The sequence below is a fragment of the Flectobacillus roseus genome (assembly GCF_030056595.1).
GTDB classification, from domain to species: Bacteria; Bacteroidota; Bacteroidia; order Cytophagales; family Spirosomataceae; genus Flectobacillus; species Flectobacillus roseus.
The window spans coordinates 188,740-210,137 of the sequence record NZ_JASHIF010000007.1; the positions used below are offsets into that span (position 1 = coordinate 188,740).

Consider the following 21,398-nt stretch of genomic DNA (forward strand, 5'->3'; position numbering starts at 1 on the left):
ATTAAAACAATCACTAAATCACTCAACCACCATTCACTAAATCATTCACTCAGCACTTCCTAGATTTCTAAGGCTGTTTTGGATTTTATTTCACTCATCACAAATGTACTATGAGTACTACCGATATTATCAAGCGAGGCAAGCCGATTCATCAAAAAGCTCTGATATTCACGCATATCTTTTACGACAATTTTCAACATAAAATCGTATTCACCTGAGATGTTGTAACATTCCATAACCTCTTCTAATTGAACCACATCACGCACAAATCGAGCTCCAGCTTCTTGGGCATGTTCTTTTAAACGAATATTACAAAATACCATTAGGTCTTTCTCTACTTTTTCTCTGTCTACCAATGCCACATATCCTTTGATGACTCCCTCTTTTTCAAGTCTTCTTACCCTTTCATACACAGGTGTAGGCGACAAGTTGAGTCGATTCGAAAGTTCTTTAGTTGTCAGATGAGCATCTTCTTGTAGATTTCTAAGAATTGCTTTGTCAATTGAATCGAGTTTCATAGCCGTTATTTTTTCATTTTTCTGGTAAAAACACTTCAACATTTAGATAAACTCTCTAAAATATTTTTATTTAAAGATAATACATCTAATTTAAAAGAAGCAATAAACAAATATTATCTTTTGATGTAACTTTGTAGAAGTAGATTCGAGTTGTAGGCTTTTAGCTAGAAAAATAAAGTAATACAAGGAACCTATTTCAGGAAAGTATATTCTAAAATAGTCATTCTTTTAGCTTGGAGTTTATTTGAAAACACATTACCGATAAAATTATAATTAACCAGAAAACTGATGCGTCCGAACATCCGTGAAATCTTAAAAGATAGAATCCTTGTACTAGATGGTGCGATGGGTTCTTTGATCCAACAATATAAATTGACTGATGCTGATTACCGTGGTGAAAAATTCAAAGATTTTCCACACGAAGTAAAAGGCAACAACGATATGCTTTCGATTACTCGTCCTGATGTAATCAAAGAAATTCATGCCATGTATTTCGAGGCTGGTGCTGATATTGCTGAAACAAACACGTTCTCGGCAACGTCTATTGCTATGGCTGATTATCACATGGAAGAATATGTGTACGAACTTAATTACTGCTCGGCCAAAATTGCTCGTGAAGTAGCTGATGAGTTTACGGCAAAAAATCCTGCTAAACCTCGTTTCGTAACAGGTTCTATCGGACCCACTAACCGTACTTTGTCTCTTTCTCCAGATGTAAATGACCCTGGTTTTCGCGCAGTAACATTTGATGAATTAGTAGAGGCCTATACCGAGCAAATTCGTGGTTTGGTGGATGGTGGCGCAGATGCATTATTGGTAGAAACAATTTTCGATACCTTAAATGCTAAAGCTGCCCTATTTGCGATTGATTTATTCTTCAAAAATCATCCAGAAAAAGAATATCTTCCTGTAATGGTTTCAGGAACGATTACGGATGCTTCGGGTCGTACGTTGTCGGGACAAACAACTGAGGCATTTTTGACTTCTGTTTCGCACATGCCATTGTTATCGATTGGCTTAAACTGTGCTCTCGGTGCCGATTTGATGCGTCCTTACGTACAGACACTTGCCGTAAATGCTCCTTTCATGGTTTCGGCTCACCCAAATGCAGGTTTGCCTAACGAAATGGGAGAATACGACCAGTCGCCTGAGCAAATGAGTGAGATTGTGGAAGACTTCTTACAACATAGCTTTATTAATATTATCGGAGGTTGTTGCGGAACAACTCCAGCGCATATTAAAGCTATTGCAGATGTTGCGGCAAAATATCCTCCTCGTCAGCTTCCAGCGCTTGAGCCTGTTCAAAAACTTTCAGGTTTGGAGCCTTTGAAAATTACCAAAGAAACCAATTTTGTGAACGTTGGGGAGCGCTGTAATGTAACTGGTTCGAAAAAGTTTGCGCGTTTAATTCGTGACAATAAATACGATGAAGCGATTGCCGTTGCACGTGAGCAAGTAGACGGAGGCGCTCAAGTAATAGACGTGAACATGGACGAAGGGATGATTGATGGTGTACAAGCGATGACCAAATTCATGAATCTCTTGATGGCAGAACCAGATATTGCTCGTTTGCCAATTATGATTGACTCTTCGAAATGGGAAGTGATTGAAGCTGGGTTGAAATGCGTACAAGGAAAGTCTATTGTAAACTCGATTTCATTAAAAGAAGGCGTTGAAAAATTCAAAGAATCTGCTGAAAAAGTTAAACGTTATGGAGCTGCTGCGGTAGTTATGGCATTTGACGAACAAGGTCAGGCAGATTCGTACGAACGTCGTATCGAAATTTGTGAACGTGCCTATCGAATCTTGGTAGATGAAGTAAATTTCCCTGCTGAAGATATCATTTTTGACCCTAATATCTTGACAGTTGCAACAGGTATCGACGACCACAACAATTATGCTGTCGATTTTATCAATGCAACTCGTTGGATTAAAGAAAACCTTCCTTATGCTAAGGTATCGGGAGGTGTTTCGAATATCTCATTCTCTTTCAGAGGAAATGAACCTGTAAGAGAGGCAATGCACACGGTATTTTTATACTATGCAATCAAAGCAGGTATGGATATGGGGATTGTAAATGCTGGTCAATTAGGCGTTTATGACGATATCCCAAAAGATATGTTGGAGCTTTGCGAGGATGTATTATTAAACCGTCGTCCAGACTCAACGGAGCGTTTGGTAACATTTGCCGAAACAGTAAAATCAAAAGGTAAAGAGCAAGTTGTAGATAATAGCTGGCGCCAATTGCCAGTAGGCAAACGCTTGGAGCACGCTCTTATCAAAGGACTTACCGAATTTATCGACCAAGATGTAGAAGAAGCTCGTCAGCAAGTAGAAAGACCTTTACAAGTAATTGAAGGTCCATTGATGGACGGTATGAACGTAGTAGGCGACCTGTTTGGTGAAGGAAAAATGTTCCTACCACAAGTAGTAAAATCGGCTCGTGTAATGAAAAAAGCGGTGGCTTATCTCCTTCCATTTATTGAAGAAGAAAAAGCAGGTGGCGAGAGTACCAGTGCAGGTAAAATTTTGTTAGCAACGGTAAAAGGCGATGTTCATGACATCGGTAAAAATATCGTTTCAGTGGTATTGGGTTGTAACAACTACGAAGTGATTGACTTAGGTGTAATGGTGCCAACTGACAAAATCTTGGCAGCAGCCAAAGAGCATAATGTGGATATCATTGGGTTATCGGGATTAATTACTCCTTCATTAGACGAAATGGTTGGAGTTGCCAAAGAAATGGAACGTCAAGGTTTCACTATGCCATTGTTGATTGGTGGTGCTACCACGTCTCGTATCCATACAGCGGTAAAAATCGACCCACATTATCATGGTCCAGTAATTCATGTATTGGATGCTTCTCGTTCGGTTCCTGTGGCGGGTCGTTTGATGCAAAATGAAAAAACCCACCAAGAAATTTACGACGAAATTAAGACAGAATACGCTCGTCTTCGTGACGAACATGCGGGTCGTAAACGTGATAAAAATTATATTTCTATTGATGCCGCTCGTGAAAATAAAACAGCGATCGATTGGAGTAATTTCCAAGGTACAAAACCTAAATTCTTAGGAACAAAAGTATTTGAAGATTATGATATTGCTGAAATCGCTAAATATATCGACTGGACACCATTCTTCTCAACTTGGCAATTATCAGGAAAATATCCTAAAATATTTGAAAACGAAGTAGTAGGTGCAGAAGCGAAAAAGCTCTATAATGATGCACAACAAATGCTTCAGAAGGTAATTTCGGAAAAGAGCCTCAAAGCACGTGCAGTTATTGGTTTTTATCCTGCCAACTCTATCGAAGATGACATTGTTCTTCATCATTTTGAGGAATATGAGTATGATGCTGCAGGACAAGGCGCATTAAAAGCTAAAGGATACAGAGTGTTGAGTAATACCGCTGTAAATAGCGAAGGAGAATTGATATCTCCACAAGCACAAACGGTATTACATCATTTGCGCCAACAAGGACAAAAAGCTTCTAAGTTGCCAAATATCTGTTTGTCTGACTTTATTGCTCCTGAATCTAGTGGTAAAGAAGACTATATTGGAGCATTTGCTGTTACGGCAGGTTTGGGCATCGAAACATTGTTGGAGCAATACGAAAAAGACCATGACGATTACAATTCGATTATGCTTAAAGCCATTGCTGACCGTTTGGCAGAAGCATTTGCCGAATTGATGCATGAAAGAGTTCGTAAAGAGTTTTGGGGATATGCCAACGAAGAAACCCTCTCGAATGAAGAGTTAATTTCGGAAGAATATCAAGGTATTCGCCCTGCGCCAGGCTATCCAGCTTGTCCAGACCATACCGAAAAACGAGCTCTATTTGATTTATTACAAGCAGAAAGAATTGGCATCACGCTAACAGAAAGTTTTGCAATGTATCCTGCTAGTTCAGTTTCAGGATGGTATTTCTCACATCCAGATGCCAAATATTTTGGTTTAGGTAAAATCGCCAAAGACCAAGTAGAAGACTACGCCAAACGTAAAGGAATGGATTTGGAAACAGCCGAAAAATGGCTAGCTCCAGTGCTGAATTATGAATAGATAGGGTTAATGAGTGAATGGAGATTGAGTGAATGAGTGATTATTCCTTAAATCTAGGTTTCATTGGTCTAACGACATGTTACCATCCAAAGCGGTCGGAAAGTAATTTCTGACCGCTTTTTAATGTTACGGGGCGATGCCTGACTTGGCTTAAGACGTAAAATATTACGTCTCTACGGCTAGAATAATCACTAGATAAAATTGAAATTCCTAGTTCAAGACTTAGTCTTGGACTTACGTTTTTTTCAGTTTAAAACTGTTAAAATAAAATTGACTAACGAAATCAAAACTACTGAATGCTTTTAGTCGTTTTGTCCAGTAATCTCAACTACGACACACTTTCCTTCTAATTATGTGTCAATACAAATAACTGATATACTGTTAGCGAATAAATTTTTCACTCGAAAAAATAAAATGAATTTTTATTCATTATCCTTGAACTCAAATTCACTTTATTTTGTCTGTACTTAAGCGAAGTAATAATTCGTCGATAGCAATGCTTAAAATCAAGTAGTTAAAACTTTTATTACTGAGATATCGAACTCTTTCTCTATGTTACAAAAACTTAAAAAAATGATTATTTACGTATTGGTATTTCTAGTTGTTGTTGCGCTAGGAATTTATATATTTATGCAACAAGCACAATTTGGACAAGAACCACAAGGAAAAAGACTTGAACGTATTCAACAATCACCGTATTACAAAGATGGTGCTTTTCAAAATTTGAGCCCCACTCCGGCTTTAGCTGAGGGAGTTTCTTACTGGGATATCATCAAAGCTCAACTCCAAACTATCCCCAATAAAGAACCGCTACAAACTATTCCGTCTGTAAAAACTGATCTTAAAAACCTATCGAACGATAGCACACAAATTATTTGGTTTGGTCATTCTTCTTACTTGATTCATACCAATGGAAAAAATATTTTGGTCGACCCAGTATTTAGTGGTAATGCTTCTCCTGTTTCATTTTTTGGTAAAAACTACAATGGAAGTAATGTGTACAGTGTAGACGATATGCCCGAAATTGATATATTGTTGATTACGCATGACCACTACGATCATTTGGATTATCCAACGGTTACCGCTTTAAAACCTAAAGTTAAGAAAGTCGTAACGTCTTTAGGTACTGGTCAGCATTTAGAATATTGGGGTTTTAATCCTGACAATATTATCGAACTAGAATGGTGGCAAAATACACAGCCTTTGGAAGGTTTCGAAATCACGTCTACACCTGCCAGACATTTCTCTGGACGTAAGTTTACACGTAATTTGGCTCTATGGTCATCCTATGTTTTAAAGACTCCTACAGAGCAATTATATTTGGGGGGTGATTCAGGATATGATTCGCATTTTAAGCAAATTGGAGAAAAGTTTGGTAATTTTGACTTAGCAATCTTAGAATGTGGTCAGTATAACTATTTCTGGAAATACATTCACATGATGCCAGAAGAAGTAACTCAGGCGGCAAAAGATTTGAATACTAAAGTCCTCATGCCTGTGCACTGGAGTAAATTCACTTTGGCATTGCATCCATGGAAAGAACCCATCGAGCGTGTAACCAAATCGGCTAAAGAGCTAGGATTACCATTTACCAATCCAAGAATTGGCGAACCAGTCATTATAAACGGTTCATTATTACAAAATCCTTGGTGGAAAGAGGTAGAGTAAACCATTGAGTGATTTAGTGTTTGAGTGAATGTGTGATTATTTTTAATCGTAGATACTTAATGCTTTGCGTCTAAATGATGGGAACACATTAATATCAAAAAAGGCGTTCGAAAATCATTTCGAACGCCTTTTTTGATGAAAGCTTTTCTGCCTAATGTCTAGGGCTGACAGCCTAAAGCTTACCCAACATACTTTTCAGTAAAAATACTACATACGTACCTGTACAAATCCATAACCCACAAGCCTCACGGGCTAATTCTTGGTTCATGGTTTTCATCGAAATCCCCTCCCCTTCTGAGAAAAAGCCTTCCCAAGCTGTCATCTGCAACCAAGTATTGAGTCCTGCCACAAAAGACATAATCGTTAGCACTACCAACAACTCTGTATTATATTTTCCTCTAAAGGCTTGTACACATACATACACAGGTACCAAATACACAGGAATCCACAGTATGGGATCAGGATCATTATATTGCCAACCAGCGAATAGCAAAAAAATCAAGGCAAAAAGCAATGCTAAATATTTCATTGTTTTAAGTAAAGGGATATTTGTGAAAATCAGATAGTTTACAATTACACCACATTCATCGACACTTATTGTTAATGATTGTTAAGGACTTTAAAATTAAAAAGATTCCCCTCATATTTCCGAAGAAAAACGAACACAATTTCGTTATAAGAGTAAATTATCATTTTTTAGAATGACACAGCCCATGGAAGTTCAATCTCAATCAGCAACTTTAGCTTTATCTATAGAAAAACCAAACTATGGATATTATCGCTTTATACTTTCGGCTTTACTGATTTTAGTAACGAAAACACTCATTTTTTCGCAGAATAATCAACTCGAAACTGACAAAGGGCTTTTGCAATCTATTGCTCCTTACAGCTCTGAGGTACGTCAATCGATATTGATGGCTAGTCAAAATCAAAATGTTTTAGATAGAGCACAACAAATCCGTACTCGTAGCCAAAAATCTTTTCAAGATTTAATAAAAGGTTTTGGTCAAAAAGAACAAGGGTATTTCTATGAAGTAACTCGCTATCCAAACGTTTTGAACACTTTTGCCACAAACACTAATCTTCGCCGTAATGATGTTGAAGATTTGGTGTCAAATACTAGCTCAATTCTCAAGGATAATGCTTGGTCATTATATCGCAGCAACCGTGATGTGATTGTTCAAATTTACCAGCTCAATCAAAATGCTGACCAAGAGTATCAGCAAATGATTCAAAGCCTCGACCCTAGTACACAATCGGCTTTTCGTCAATTGGCCAATTATCCCGATGTAATGTCATTAATGTCTGATAATAGAGAGTTGACTGCTCGTTTGGGCGAACGCTATACAAACGACCGTGAAGGTTTGAACAAAGAATTAGCCGAATTACATGACTCGATGGTGGCACAACGTCAGTATGATGTGGCTGAATACAAGAAAAAGCTCAATGATAACCCAGATGCAGCCAAAGAACTAGACCAAGCTGCTGAGGAATATGCACAAAGTAATAATTACGTTTTGCCCAATCGTGATCAAGACGTTTATATTACGAATAACTATTACAACACCAATCCTAGTCGTGTATATTATTCAAATCCTTACTCATACTGGTGTGGTTATCCTTACTGGTACACAACACCACTTTGGTACCCAAGCTCTTACTGGTATGATTTCAGATTTTCATTTGGCATAGGAAGCGTTGGGCTTTATGGATATGCCTCTTATGGCTTTGCAGACTGGTTCTATTATGGTGGCTATTATCGTCGTTACCCTGTTCTTTATGGCTCGTTTGGTAATTATTATCGTAATTATGTAAACTATTATTATGGACGCCCTAGTCGTTATTACTATGCTGGTCGCCCTATGCCATACCGCAATTATGACCGTGATAGATATTACAGCAATAACGGTCGCTCAAACAACGGTTATTATCGCAATTCAAACCCAAATTATGGAGGGGGTAACCGTGGCAATGATTACAATTATGGCAATCGTGGTAACTACGGAAACAATAGTCGCTCAAACGGAGATTATAACAATGGCAGAGGTGGAGGATACAGCCCACGCAGTGGAAACGCCGAACGTCCTTCTGATGGTAATGTAAATAGCTGGAGAGACTACAGTAACAATGGTGGCAGTCGCGGAGGAAACAACCCTGACAGAGGAGGAGGTTCTTACGGAGGAAGCAATAGTGCCAACAACGGAGCCTATAATGGCAATGGAGGGAATCCTTACAACGGAAACGGTGGCGGACGTTCAGGCTCAGAAGCTGGACGTGGCAGTGGCGCATACAATGGTGGTGGGTCGTTTGGTGGTGGCGGGAATGGAGGTCGCTCGGGTGCAGAAGCTGGTCGAAGCGGTGGTTCATACAACGGCGGTGGTTCGTTTGGTGGCGGGAATGGAGGTCGCTCGGGTGCAGAAGCTGGACGTAGTGGAGGTGGATCTTACAACGGTGGTGGATCTTTTGGTGGGGGCGGAAATGGAGGCGGTCGTAGCAGTGGCGGTGCAGGAAATGGCGGTGGCCAAAGCTCGAATGGCGGCGGAGGTGGTCGCTCACGAGGACCAAGATAGATAACTGATTAATTGTGAAAAGGCATAGAGGTTCAGAGTTGAAGCATTATTTCTTACTTCAAAAATGAATTTCTATGCCTTTTATTTTTCTCATTTTCATACATTATTGGGCAAAATAAAATTTAAGATTATGCTTAGGGCTTTCAGGTATCGGCTTTCGGCGGTGGGTTTTGGAAAAAAGCATGGCTGTGGGCAATAAAAAACATTTGAACACTCTGTGCCTTGTGCCTGTTGCCTTATGCCTAAAACACAAAAGTCAAATCAATTTTGCACTATTACTTGTTCTACAATAAACCTCTGATTGATAACCTTTATATTTACTCTAAGCTCTTTTAATAGTTCGATATTACAATTTAACAACCTAATAACTGATGAAAACTCCTATTCTACAAACGCTTTCGAAAATGCGTACAATCGCCATTTTCTCCGTTATTTTATCGCTCATTTCTACCTGTCAAAATTGGTCTATTGCTCAAAATGACACAACTTCTGTCGTACTGAGACCAGAGAAAATCTTATTCCAGCTTAACAAAAAAACCTACATTGCTGGAGAGGACATACAACTGGAAGCAACGATTTTTGATGCGGAATCTCTTCAAGCCTCCTCGCTAAGTGTTCCTTTGTATATTGATTTGGTTTATCCTAAAACTGGAACTGTAGTTGACCGATGGATATTCAAAATTAAAAATGGTCAAGTAAAACATACACTTAAAACAGATGCTAAATTGGCCTCAGGTATTTACACGGTTAGAGTGTATACCAATTGGGCCAGAAACTTTTTCATCCCACAGCAAAACCTAACCATATTGAATATCAACTACGAAAAGGATATTTCTACGACCAAGATAGATACCAATATTCGCTTTTTTGACCAGCCCATTGCCCAAACATGGAACAGAATCGCATTTGAGGTAAAAGATAACTTTGGCAATCCCATCGAAGAAAAGGTATGGCTTATGAGCAATCAAAAAGATACTCTAATGGCTATCCAGACCAATAAACAAGGCATTGGCACAATGGAATTTCAGCCATTACTTCAAGATATTTACCAACTTAAATTGGGTAATAAAGTCCTGCCATTACCTCCAACCCTTGCTAGTGGCAATACCATCTTGGTTGATAAAATACCTGAAAGTGACTTGCTTAAAATCAGAGTACAAAATGTAAAGCCTGTTAGAGACAATCTACTTTTACTCATTCACCAGCAAGGGAAAATAATTAATCAACTTTCTGTATTTTCTCCAAAAAACTCTACAAGAATAGATTTCAATACCAAAGACATAGCGCCAGGTATTATCAACTTCTCCCTTGTTGATGCCAACATGGAAGTACTGTGTCAGAAAATGTATTACCTAGAGCAACCTAGCATTGATTCCACAAAGAAAAAATGGTTACTAGATACAGAAACTGGTAGTAAGTTGAGCCATTTATCCAGTGACGATATCAATCTTCAACTCCTCACGCTTGAAAATAAGCTTTACAAAATAGACAAAAACAAACATTATCAATATTTCCCTCAAGATAATATCGAAGTAAAAGGGAAGTTACTATCAAACCCTAAAGTCAACCCCAAAAAGCTTAGTGTAACAATGCTTTTGGAAAGTAATGACATACCTGCGTCCTTTACTTCAGGGATTCATTTTGCAGAAATGGAAGAAAGCGGTTTATTTACCTTTCACCATTTAGACTTTTATAATCAGGCGACTGCTACCATATCTGTTCAAAATCAAAAAGAATCGATTCCCTTTAAAATTGATGAAGACTATATTGCTCCTATCCAGATTGAGGCGCTAGAAATTGATTGGCGCTTATTCAAAGCTCCCAAAATCCAAGAAGAACTGAAGATTGCACAGAAGGAGACTTTTGAGAAGCTTCAAAAAGTAGATATAGAAAAATCTACGGAGTTAAAAGAGGTAATAGTTAAGGGAAAATCCAATACTAAAAAATATGATATGAATCTCTTTTCGAGAGAACCTACACAATCTATTGATATTCAAAAACGCTTTTTAGGACACAGTTTTATGGGCAATTATTATAGACAATTTATAGGACCACACGCTACCAAATATATGCCCAATTTGATTATCAAGTATTTTTTAGATGGATTCGAAATTGGTCCTGATATGCTCGACCAAACTACGCTCCCAATGGGTCATATTGCACGTATGGATGTTTATGATGGCTATGATGCTTCTATTTATGGAGCTCATATAGTGGTTGCCTTCAAATCTAAGGATGGTTCTCAACCAGTAGCAACTACTTCATTTTCAGAAAAAAACAAACAAAATAGGTTTACCGTACAAGGTTATACAAAGCTTTCAGAAACAAGATAAAAGTAGATGACCTGTATTTGTATTGGATTTGGTTATCATAAAACAAGCGATGATTTGATAGAGAATAGTGCATAATTGTATTGCACTGTTCTCTATCAAATCAGTAATCTTCATTTATAGAACCTAAACTATGTTAACAATAAAAACTTCCTAAGATTTTTACCCTAATATGACTATGAAAAATTGTATTTTATTGTTGGTATTTTTACTAACATCTACCCTCGCTATTGCCCAAGGAAAAGTTGAATACAAAAATTTTCCACCCGAAAAAGTCCTGATCAAAGTAGATAAAAGAACTTATGTTGCTGGCGAAACACTTCATTTTTCAGCCTCTGTATATGATGCCAGTAGTTTAAACCCCTCTGCAATGAGCGTTCCTTTGTATGTAGATTTTATCGAACCTAATTCTGGAACAATTCTCAAAAAATGGATTTTAAAGCTCAAAGATGGAAAAGCTCAATTTGACTATAAAATTGATGTCAACCTCCTCACAGGCGTATATGGTATAAGGGCATACACCAACTGGTCCAAAAATTTCACCATTCCCTTTCTGAAGTTTGATGTGTTGGGACTGTATTATGACAAAGAACTAGTCAAAATAAAAGTCGATACGATTGTCAAATTCTATCAACAACCTATTGCAAAAGTCTGGAATCGAGTTCCTTTCGAGGTAAAAGATAATTTTGGTAAGCCTATCAAGGCTACCACTTATCTTGTCAATAGTGCGAACGATACAATTCTGGTTAGCCAAACAAATCAATTGGGAGTTGGCATAATAGAATTGAACCCTTCTTTACATGACCAATTCCAATTAAAGATAGGCTCTAAAACACTAAGCTTTCCTCAAGCCATAGTTGAAGGTTCGCAGCTACTTATTGATAAAGAGGACTCTACCAATACCTTGAGAATTAGGGTGCAAGATACTCATATTATCAAAGACACTTTAACACTTTTAATTCATCAGCGTGGAAAAATGATCAATAGGCTGAAGATTTTTCCACAAAAGAATTCAACTAAAATTAACTTGGAAGTAAAAGATTTGGAGGCAGGCATCATTAATTTTTCTTTGATGAACAAATCAAGCGAAGTTATTAGCCAAAGTATGTACTACAACGATAAATTACTTCTCGACTCTCTACAAAAAGAGTTATTGCTCGACTCAGAAATAGGCGAATCTATAAGTAATGCGAGTGTTGAAGATATTAATCGGAAATTACTTATATCAGAAAATAAAATTTATAAAACTTGGAAATCATCGCACAAGTTTGCCCCACCGCAACAGAGCATTGAGGTATCAGGAAAACTAGACTTACCAAGAAAAGTTAATTTAAAACAGGTAAAAGTATTGCTCCTACTAGAATATCCTGACTCAACGCTTTCAAAGGTTTCAGGAGTTCATATCGGTTCTGTTGAAAAGGACGGGACGTTTTATTTTTCTGATTTAGACTTTTATGACCCAGGAATTTCTACCATTTCGGCTGAAGTTTACAACTACAAGATTCCTCTAACATTGAATCAAGAAATTTCAGAACCTTTTCAAGCGACTGAAAATCTTATCGACTGGCGTTTATATTTAACACCAAAAGCACAAGAGGAAATTGAAAAAATTAGAATCGTTTCTTATGAAGAGTTCAGGCACATGAATATGCAGCAATCAAAGCTTTTAGAGGAAGTTACTATAAAGGCTAAACGAGACCCCAAACCCATGCCAATGGGGCTTTTTTCGGTTGAGCCAGCTGTAATGATAGATCTTACAAGAAGATTTTGGGGCAATAGTTTTTGGAATAATCAATATTATAGAGTTTATGTCATTCCTCGACTATGGCAATGCACCCCGACATGCGTTATGAAGTATTATTTCGATGGCATGGAAATACCATTGGACAATGTAGGAGATATTAATATGTTTACAATCCAAAGAATAGATATCTATGATACTGCCCAAGCCGCAGCTTTTGGAGCTAATATTGTCATATCTTTTGTTTCAAAAGGAGGTACTGGAGGATACAGACCCTCATTTAGCCAATTTAATCGAAAGAATAGATATGTTCTTCAAGGATACTATAAAGCCGAAAAGTAATTGATAGTCAATACAACAAACAGGCACAAAGCATCTGTTATAAGACCACAGATGCCTTGTGCCTGTCCTCTGTTTGACTTACTATTATTTACAATAAGTCTCCAAAGCTGTCTTCGCATCAGCATAACCTAAGCGATTTGCTTGTTTGAGATTCATGCAACTTGCGTCAGAGTTTCCCAATTTTTGGTAGGCTAAGCCCAAACCATAGTAAGCTTTTGCAAATTGAGCATCAATTTTTACGGCTTCAGTAAAATCCTTAATGGCATCTTCTAACTCCGCACTTTGAAATTTGATATTCCCTCTGTTATACAATGCATTGGTATCTTTAGGATCTATTTCAAGCGCCTTATCAAAATCATGAATTGCTTCGTCTGCTTTTTGTAAAGCCGCTTCGATGATACCTCTTTTTACGTACAACTCTGCTTCTTTAGGTGCAAGCTCTATTGCCTTAGTACAATCTTCATAAGCACCTTGCCAGTTGGATTGCTCCATTTTAATTGAGGCACGGTTAAAAAATGGTTTGTAATTGCTAGCATCTAATTTGATAGCTTGCTCGTAATCCAAAAGAGCATTGGTGTAATCTTTCAATTCGAAATATGCAGCACCACGCATATTGAAAGCAGCAGCGCTTTGAGCATCTTTATCAATAGCTTGATTGAGGTATTCGATAGCTTCTTTAGCCTTTCCTTTTTGTAATTCTCCCTTTGCTTTTTCTAAAAAAGCCTCCGCCGAACCTGTACAAGCAGTCATCCAACCCATCAAAACAGGAAAAATCATCGACAAAGCGATTTTTTTTATTACTTTTTTTCTCATTGTAATATGTTATTTAAAAAACTGGTAATCAAACCGTAATAGAACATTTAACTGTTTTTACTCAATTTTTGATAGAAAAATTTTAACAAATTTGCCACCAAGGTTTTGAAAAAACAACAAAACCTGCCATATTTGCACTGGCAAATTACCAGCTCCCTCCGAATCCCCCAGGTCTTGATCGAAGCAAGGGTAGGTTGGTTGAGCGGTGAATTTGCCATTTTTTTTTGCCCTTTCTTAAAGTAATCTTCACAACTGTTCTATACTGTTATAGATAAATCAAAATATTCCTTCTTTTCTTGCCAGCTTTTTATAATTTTGTACTCGGAAAGCTTTATCCCTTACTCTCATGCCAGAGGGTAGCCAAAAATCATAATCAAAAACAGCTATGAAGTTTTTTATTGACACAGCCAATCTCAAAGAAATCCAAGAAGCACAGGATTTAGGCGTATTAGACGGTGTAACTACCAACCCTTCATTGATGGCCAAAGAAGGTATCAGTGGTAAAAACAACGTGTTGAAGCACTACAAAGCTATCTGCGAAATCGTAGACGGCGATGTTTCAGCAGAAGTTATTGCGACAGATTTCGAAGGTATGATTCGTGAAGGCGAAGAATTAGCTGAATTGGATGATAAAATCGTTGTGAAAATCCCAATGATTAAAGATGGTGTGAAAGCACTTCGTTATTTTTCAGAAAAAGGTATCAAAACGAACTGTACTTTGATTTTCTCAGCAGGTCAAGCGTTGTTAGCTGCTAAAGCTGGAGCATCTTATGTATCTCCATTTATCGGTCGTTTGGATGACATCTCTTTCGATGGTATCGAGCTTATCGAACAAATCCGTACAATCTATGATAACTACGGTTTCGATACTGAAATCCTTGCGGCATCAGTACGTCACCCTATTCATATCATCAAATGTGCTGAAATCGGTGCTGATGTAATGACTGGTCCTTTGTCTGCTATCACAGCGTTGTTGAAACACCCATTGACAGACATCGGTTTGGAGAAATTCTTGTCAGACCATGCTAAAACAAATGCTTAATATTTGAAAGCATTTTGATTTGATACTTTCAAAAAGGATAGGCTACGGTCTATCCTTTTTGTTTTATCTGACCATATACCAGATAAGCCTACACAAATAAACCAACCAAAAAGGCTTTTTTGTATATTTGAAAAACAAACCAAATCAACTCGATATGTTCAACGCAGAACCTGTAGTATCCTTACAGAATGCTTTTATCTATCAGAACGACAGAATCGTTTTGAACGATGTGAATTTTACAATCAATAAAGGTGAATTTGTCTTTTTAATTGGTCGCACGGGTAGTGGCAAAAGCTCCCTTCTCAAAACCTTATATGCCGATTTGTGGCTACAACAAGGCACAGCCAAAGTTGCGGGATACCAAATCGAAACTATGAAACTATCTGAACGCCCCTTCTTGCGCCGTAAAATTGGCGTAGTGTTTCAGGACTTTCAGTTGTTCATGGACAGAAATGTAAATGAAAATTTAATGTGGGTATTGGAAGCTACTGGCTGGACAGACCGTGCCAAAATGAAAACCCGTATTGCGGAGGTACTCATGCAAGTAGGCTTGGCTTCTGCTAAAGATAAAATGCCGCATCAACTTTCAGGAGGTGAGCAACAAAGGGTGGTTATTGCGAGAGCCTTATTGAACGAACCGCAAATTTTGTTTGCCGATGAGCCAACAGGCAATCTCGACCCTGAAGTTTCGGCTCAGATTTTGCAACTTTTCAAGGATATCAACAAAGCAGGTACTGCTATATTGATGGCTACGCACGACTTTGACATGATTCGTCAGTTTCCAGCTCGTATTTTGAAATGTGATAACGGATATGTAAAATCTGATGATTTATAGTCATCCTTCATTTAGTGAATAGAGATTGAGTGAATGAGTGATTATTTTTAAAATTTACGGTTCACTTTGCCTCGTTCTTGACCAACGATTCCAATTAGCGGGTGAATTTATTCACCCATGACAAAAAGTTTCAACTATTTATCAAAAAAGCGGTCGAGAAGTAATTCTCGACCGCTTTTTTGATAAATAGTTGAAACCATAAATTAGGAATGACTCATAACTATTTTGCTGTCAAATACACAAACGGAATAATACATTCCTCCAACGAAACCCCTCCATGCTGGAAGGTATTACGATAATGGCTCACATAATGATTATAATTGTTTGGATATGCAAAGAAATAATCTTCCATAGTGAACACATACGTTGTAGACACATTGATTTTTGGAAGGAAGAATCTTTCTGGTTTACGGCAAATCAACACGTGGTCATCTGAATCCCAGTTCAAGTTTCGGCCTTGCTTATATCTCAAGTTGGTATTTACAGAACGGTCACCAACAATTTTGACAGGGTTTTGCACACGAATCATGCCGTGGTCAGTAGTAATAATCAAACGACCCTTTTTCTCCGAAATCTTTTTCACTAAATCAAACAAAGGCGAGTGTGTAAACCAGCTTGCAGTGATACTACGATACCCCGACTCATCTGGTGCTAATTCCTTAATCATGGCCATGTCGGTACGCGCATGCGAAAGCATATCCACAAAGTTATACACAATTACATTCAAGTTATTTTGCATCAAACGATTGAAGTTATCGACCAATGACTTTCCTTGGTTATTGTGAATAATCTTGTTGTATGATGTTTTGTAGTTTAGACGGCTCTTACGAATTTGCTCTTGCAAGAAAAACTCCTCATGTTGGTTAAAGCCCTCTTCGTCTTCATTATCGCCAAGATCTTGCACCCAGTGTTTTGGATATTGCTTTTCGATTTCGGAAGGCATCATACCAGCAAAAATAGCATTACGAGCATACGCTGTTGTAGTAGGAAGAATAGAATAGTACGAGCTCTCCTCTTCTACGGTGAAGTAATCCTGAATTAATCCTTCCAAGATTTTCCATTGGTCATAACGTAAGTTGTCAATCAACAAGAAAAACAAAGGTGAACTTTCATTTACTAATGGAAATACCTTTTTGCGCATCAATTGGTGCGACATCAAAGGTTTGTCAGCACGCGGGTCGTTCAACCAATCTTCGTAGTTTTCTTCAATAAATCTTGAAAAGTTTGAATTAGCTTCAGACTTCTGCATATTCAACACCTCTGCCATTGATTTATTCTCAGTACGGTCGATTTCTAACTCCCAGAATAGCAATTTCTTATAAATTTCTGCCCATTCTTCGTGGTTGATACGATCTTGGTATTGCATAGCCAATTGGCGGAATTCTTGTTGATAAGAAATATTGGTTTTTTCTTCTTCCAAACGTTTTTTATCAAGAATCTTTTTTACCGAAAGTAGAATCTGATTTGGATTAAGAGGCTTAATTAGATAATCGGCAATTTTTGAGCCGATAGCCTCTTCCATGATATGTTCCTCTTCAGATTTAGTAATCATGATTACGGGCAAATTGGGCTTCATCTGCTTGATTTGAGGTAAAACCTCCAAACCAGTCATTCCAGGCATATTTTCATCAAGAAAAACTACATCAAATTTTCCTTTCTCTACCTCTTCTAGTGCATCGGCACCTGAGTTCACAGGTGTAACATCATAACCTTTGCTCTGTAAAAACATGATGTAGGGCTTCAACAAGTCGATTTCATCGTCTGCCCAAAGTATTTGGTATTGCATATTTCTCGTCTCTAGGATTGTTTCTATAAAGATAGTAACGGCAAGCAAAAGTTTATTGTTGCCTCATACTAATTGTATAAAAGGTTTTTAACTTTTTTTAACGTATAACCTGAAAGTATTCATGACGATAGGCTAGTATTGGAATAGAACTTCAAACTATTCCAATATTCAACATCAGAAATCCGAAATTGATAACTTTTCATATCATTCGGACACTATTACATCACATTTTCAAATCTTCAAATTACTAAAATACCCACCTTATTTGTGCTTTTACATCACTCCTATGTGGAACGGGTATCTCGTCAAGACCGCTTCCCACCGTTTCTTGGTTAATATAGTCAGTTCTTGACCATCTTAGCCAAAATGTTAAGTTTTTATTTATATCATACGACAAAACACTGTAATAGCGCCAACCTCGCCCATAATAAGCAGGAAAGGAAAAAGCATATTGTACGTCTTGCTCATAGGTATATTGTCGATTATCGTAATCCTGTGTCGAAAAATAGGCTATTCGCATAGCAAATGACCAAGCTCCCTTGTTCCACTTAGCATCCTGCGATACAGCCCAACCATTGGTTGCATTCTGTTTTTGAAACTTAAAAGCACTCCCCGAAACTCTGGATTGAATAGAAATATTACTGGTCAATTTATGGGTATAGTAACTATTAAAAGTCCAACGATATCGTGGGGTTACTTCGGTAATGGTACGAGTTTTAGTTTTGTTATTTTCGATATAGCTTTCTTTCCAGCTAAAATTTTCTTCTTTATTTTCCAATCTTAATTGCCCTGAAATTCTTGATAATTTAGAAGGTTGATAACTCAGTTTGAGTAATGTTTCAAAGCCTTGTGTACGAGGTTTATCGACTAGATATTTGTACCAAGGAAAATAAAAATAATCAACATAGGCTGTCCATTGCCAACGACGACTAGGCATAAATTTTATGCCCCAATAAATGCCCGTCTCATTGATATTCCGTGTATTTTCAGAAAAAGCATTACCGTAAAAAGAATGAAAATCGGGCGTAAACTTCCGAAAAAGCAAGGACATATCCCAGCGGCGATTAAGGCTACCTAGAGCCCCAAGTACGGCTCCATAACCCCCACTACTAGAGCGAGTTATCTCACCAAAAACTTGAGCAAATGACAAGGTGTAATTGTAGTAAAAACTCAGCAAAATATTTTGAAAACCTGCGAACTCATATTGATTATACGTTTTATTTGCTTTCAGTAATGATTTATCAAAATAGGTGTAATGAAGCATCATTCCCACTCGTGAAAACTCAGATTGATAGCTAAATCCACCTCCTAAGTTTGTTTCGAGTAAGGCATTTCTATCGGCTATTTCTGAAGTAGTTCTATGAAAACCAGAGGTTTGAAGCGAAGAGACATTCACTACGCCAAGTGAGTCAGGCTCTAGTTGATTAGCATCTCTCGATACACGAGATATAAAGCTTAGACCTTGCCATTTTCGCCATTGAAAATTAGTGAGTACTCCTCTAAAAAAGCCAGATTCAAGCGTGGATGTATACGGGCGACCTCCCAGAGTAGGCTTACGGGTAAATAATATCGTTTCGGCACTTTTTCCTAAACTAAACCCTCCTCCTGTGGCTAGTCCTTGCCCCATTTGAAGTTGATAATCCCCTGCTATAAGATTTTTCAGGATACCTTTATTTTGTATTTGCACATGAAATGATGTAAAATCAGTCCAATTGTTTTCTCCTTCATCTTTTTCAATGGTAAAACCAATACTTAAATTCTTGGGGTTGGCGTATTTGTATCGGAGTAAACTTTTGACTGGACTATCCGCATAGCGAACGATAGAAGTCTTAGTGGGTGGGCTAAAGCCTTTCTTTTCTTCCAATGTTTGACTAATACGGAGTAAAACCCAACTTTTAGCCAATCTTAAATCACGCCCGATTGAATTAATTTCCTGACCACAAGTAACAAAAGGTGCTAGTTTCTTCAGCACTTCGAGGCTCAATTCTGGAATAGATTGTAATTCATAAATAGAAACAAAAGGACCGAAGGATTTTCGGTAATCAAAAAATGCCTTTAATTGGATAGTTGATAAGATGCCAAGCCCCGACAGAAACTCATAATCCACGCGATTAATATCAATTGGATTGGACTGGATTTGAAGCCAATTTTCAAAGGTTTCCTCAGAAACCCCTTCGGCTGAAGTACCCAAAATATCCTCATTGGACACCTGTGCTTGTAACTTAGGCGCAATAATGCCTAAAATGAGCAATAATATTACTTGTTTCATGGTGTAGACTCAGTTTTTAGAGCCCCAAAGGACTCATTTAGGAGTAGTTTTCTAAAACAAATATACTATTTTACTCAAAAAAAAAGCGAGAATTATCTCGCTTTTATAAACCTTGGAACTTACGCCCCACTATTTCTAAAAAGTCATTCGCTTCTTCAGCAGCCATTACCCAATTAAATTTAGGTGCTAAGACTTTATTCATTATATTTTTAGCCTCTAAATAACTAGTGCATCTATCCAAATCCTCAACTGCTCGAGTGTAAGCATTAACATCTCCTTCAAACAACTTACCAATAAAGATAAACTTCTGATTTAAGCTAATAGCGTCTGCAATGCTTTTAATTTGACGATTAAAAGCCAAATCTGACAGCGGTGTGCCTTGGCTAATGACCTCTTTTCTTAGCAAATCATTGACAGTCGGTAATTCATCAGTAAAGGCATCATTCAATTTTGAAGGAATACGAATATCAGCAGGCGTACCTTCTTTGTCAATCTGTGCTTGGATGGCTGCTACAGTTGGTAGCGGCTCATGTTCTTCCTCTTCGTTTACTGTTGATACTTCTGGTTTAGCATCATCCTCGTCTTCATGTTCAACATCAAAAAATGACTGTGTCAATCGAGGACTAGCTACATTTGGTGCCGTTACTGTGGCAGATTTCTTATAAAAATCATCACGCTTAAATGCCAAGGTTGCATTTAGCATTTCCAAGTATTTATCTGGATTTTCAAAATCGTGATGATTGGCTAAATCATTCAACCAACCCAGTGCTGTCGTTACATACACGTGGTTTTCATCAGCTATTTTATCTTTCAATCCTTTAGCAAAAACACTGTTAATTTTAGTGTACTTTGCCAAGGTTATTATACGGTCTTTTGTTAGGGTAAACTCTGGTGACTCACGAACAAAGTCATCAAAATACTTGCTTGGATCTAGTAATAGACCGATAGTATTTTTTACAGCATTGATCAACAAGGGCTCAAAATGTTCTCTATCCACCGAAATATGATGAGATACAGTATTCATATAAGCTTGTAGGGCTGCCTTTACCTCTTCATTCTCAAAGTTAAAATAAGGGCTTTTGAAAGATTCTGTATTAGATTTCCAAGTTTCGTACAAATCTCCAATCACAAATGTATTCACCTGAGCAACGTTGCTCAGTTTCATAATTTGTTGGCCTGAAATTGTATTATTTCTATTAAAAAAGTCGTCACAAACTTTGGCAGCATACTGTTTAGCGTATCGTTCTATTGCCTGAAAGTCTAACTTCATATTTTTATGGTTTGGGTTGAAACTTCTAGTTATGAATGTACGAAAGTAAAAGGATAAAAAAGAAATCTTCCCGTGAAAAGTATTTTAACTACCACTAAGAACGCAAATATTACACCAAAGATTATTCTGATGAATGAATAAAAAAAATAAATCGA

13 protein-coding genes are annotated in these 21,398 nt (G+C 37.6%); 7 read left to right on the top strand and 6 right to left on the bottom strand.

The genetic code is table 11. The annotated features are described in order from the left end of the window. Positions 1-59: 59 nt before the first annotated feature. Positions 60-518 (bottom strand): Lrp/AsnC family transcriptional regulator, encoded by a 459-nt coding sequence (locus QM524_RS07895; protein WP_095160303.1) that lies wholly within the window; start codon positions 516-518, stop codon positions 60-62. A 288-nt stretch (positions 519-806) separates the two neighbouring features. Here QM524_RS07895 and metH point away from each other — a divergent pair, with 288 nt between their 5' ends. Further along, complete coding sequence (metH, locus tag QM524_RS07900) at positions 807-4,577, top strand: methionine synthase (protein ID WP_283344146.1); 3,771 nt, start codon at positions 807-809, stop codon at positions 4,575-4,577. Positions 4,578-5,129: 552 nt separating this feature from the next. Then, positions 5,130-6,245: an MBL fold metallo-hydrolase gene (locus tag QM524_RS07905; RefSeq protein WP_283344147.1), complete on the top strand. Its 1,116-nt coding sequence runs from the start codon at positions 5,130-5,132 to the stop codon at positions 6,243-6,245. A gap of 172 nt (positions 6,246-6,417) precedes the next feature. Here QM524_RS07905 and QM524_RS07910 read toward each other — a convergent pair whose 3' ends face one another. Then, positions 6,418-6,774 carry a transmembrane 220 family protein gene (locus tag QM524_RS07910; protein WP_095160302.1) on the bottom strand — a complete coding sequence of 119 codons (357 nt, stop codon included), beginning with the start codon at positions 6,772-6,774 and terminating at the stop codon, positions 6,418-6,420. A 184-nt stretch (positions 6,775-6,958) separates the two neighbouring features. Between QM524_RS07910 and QM524_RS07915 the strand changes: the two genes are divergently transcribed. The 3 genes from QM524_RS07915 (at position 6,959) to QM524_RS07925 (ending at position 13,228) form a co-directional block, all read left to right on the top strand. Then, positions 6,959-8,815, top strand: coding sequence for a hypothetical protein (locus tag QM524_RS07915; RefSeq protein WP_283344148.1), 1,857 nt, complete (start codon positions 6,959-6,961; stop codon positions 8,813-8,815). A gap of 371 nt (positions 8,816-9,186) precedes the next feature. Continuing rightward, positions 9,187-11,148, top strand: coding sequence for a hypothetical protein (locus QM524_RS07920; RefSeq protein WP_283344149.1), 1,962 nt, complete (start codon positions 9,187-9,189; stop codon positions 11,146-11,148). Between the two features lie 175 nt (positions 11,149-11,323). Then, positions 11,324-13,228 carry a hypothetical protein gene (locus QM524_RS07925; protein WP_283344150.1) on the top strand — a complete coding sequence of 635 codons (1,905 nt, stop codon included), beginning with the start codon at positions 11,324-11,326 and terminating at the stop codon, positions 13,226-13,228. A gap of 84 nt (positions 13,229-13,312) precedes the next feature. Here the strand turns inward: QM524_RS07925 and QM524_RS07930 are convergent, their stop codons facing one another. Then, entirely contained in the window at positions 13,313-14,041 is a 729-nt protein-coding gene (locus QM524_RS07930) for a tetratricopeptide repeat protein (RefSeq protein ID WP_283344151.1), read from the bottom strand. Between the two features lie 385 nt (positions 14,042-14,426). Here QM524_RS07930 and fsa point away from each other — a divergent pair, with 385 nt between their 5' ends. Together fsa and QM524_RS07940 are read left to right on the top strand one after the other, a co-directional pair. Further along, a complete protein-coding gene (fsa, locus tag QM524_RS07935; RefSeq protein WP_095160298.1) occupies positions 14,427-15,083 on the top strand; it encodes a fructose-6-phosphate aldolase in 657 nt (218 codons plus the stop codon). Between the two features lie 154 nt (positions 15,084-15,237). Continuing rightward, positions 15,238-15,918 carry a cell division ATP-binding protein FtsE gene (locus tag QM524_RS07940; protein WP_095160608.1) on the top strand — a complete coding sequence of 227 codons (681 nt, stop codon included), beginning with the start codon at positions 15,238-15,240 and terminating at the stop codon, positions 15,916-15,918. 220 nt (positions 15,919-16,138) lie between these two features. Here QM524_RS07940 and porX read toward each other — a convergent pair whose 3' ends face one another. From porX to QM524_RS07955, 3 genes are all read right to left on the bottom strand, one after another. Continuing rightward, entirely contained in the window at positions 16,139-17,704 is a 1,566-nt protein-coding gene (gene porX / locus QM524_RS07945; protein WP_283344152.1) for a T9SS response regulator signal transducer PorX, read from the bottom strand. A 247-nt stretch (positions 17,705-17,951) separates the two neighbouring features. Further along, positions 17,952-19,973 carry a helix-hairpin-helix domain-containing protein gene (locus QM524_RS07950; RefSeq protein ID WP_283344153.1) on the bottom strand — a complete coding sequence of 674 codons (2,022 nt, stop codon included), beginning with the start codon at positions 19,971-19,973 and terminating at the stop codon, positions 17,952-17,954. A 103-nt stretch (positions 19,974-20,076) separates the two neighbouring features. After that, entirely contained in the window at positions 20,077-21,243 is a 1,167-nt protein-coding gene (locus QM524_RS07955; RefSeq protein WP_283344154.1) for a hypothetical protein, read from the bottom strand. Between the last annotated feature and the right edge of the window lie 155 nt (positions 21,244-21,398).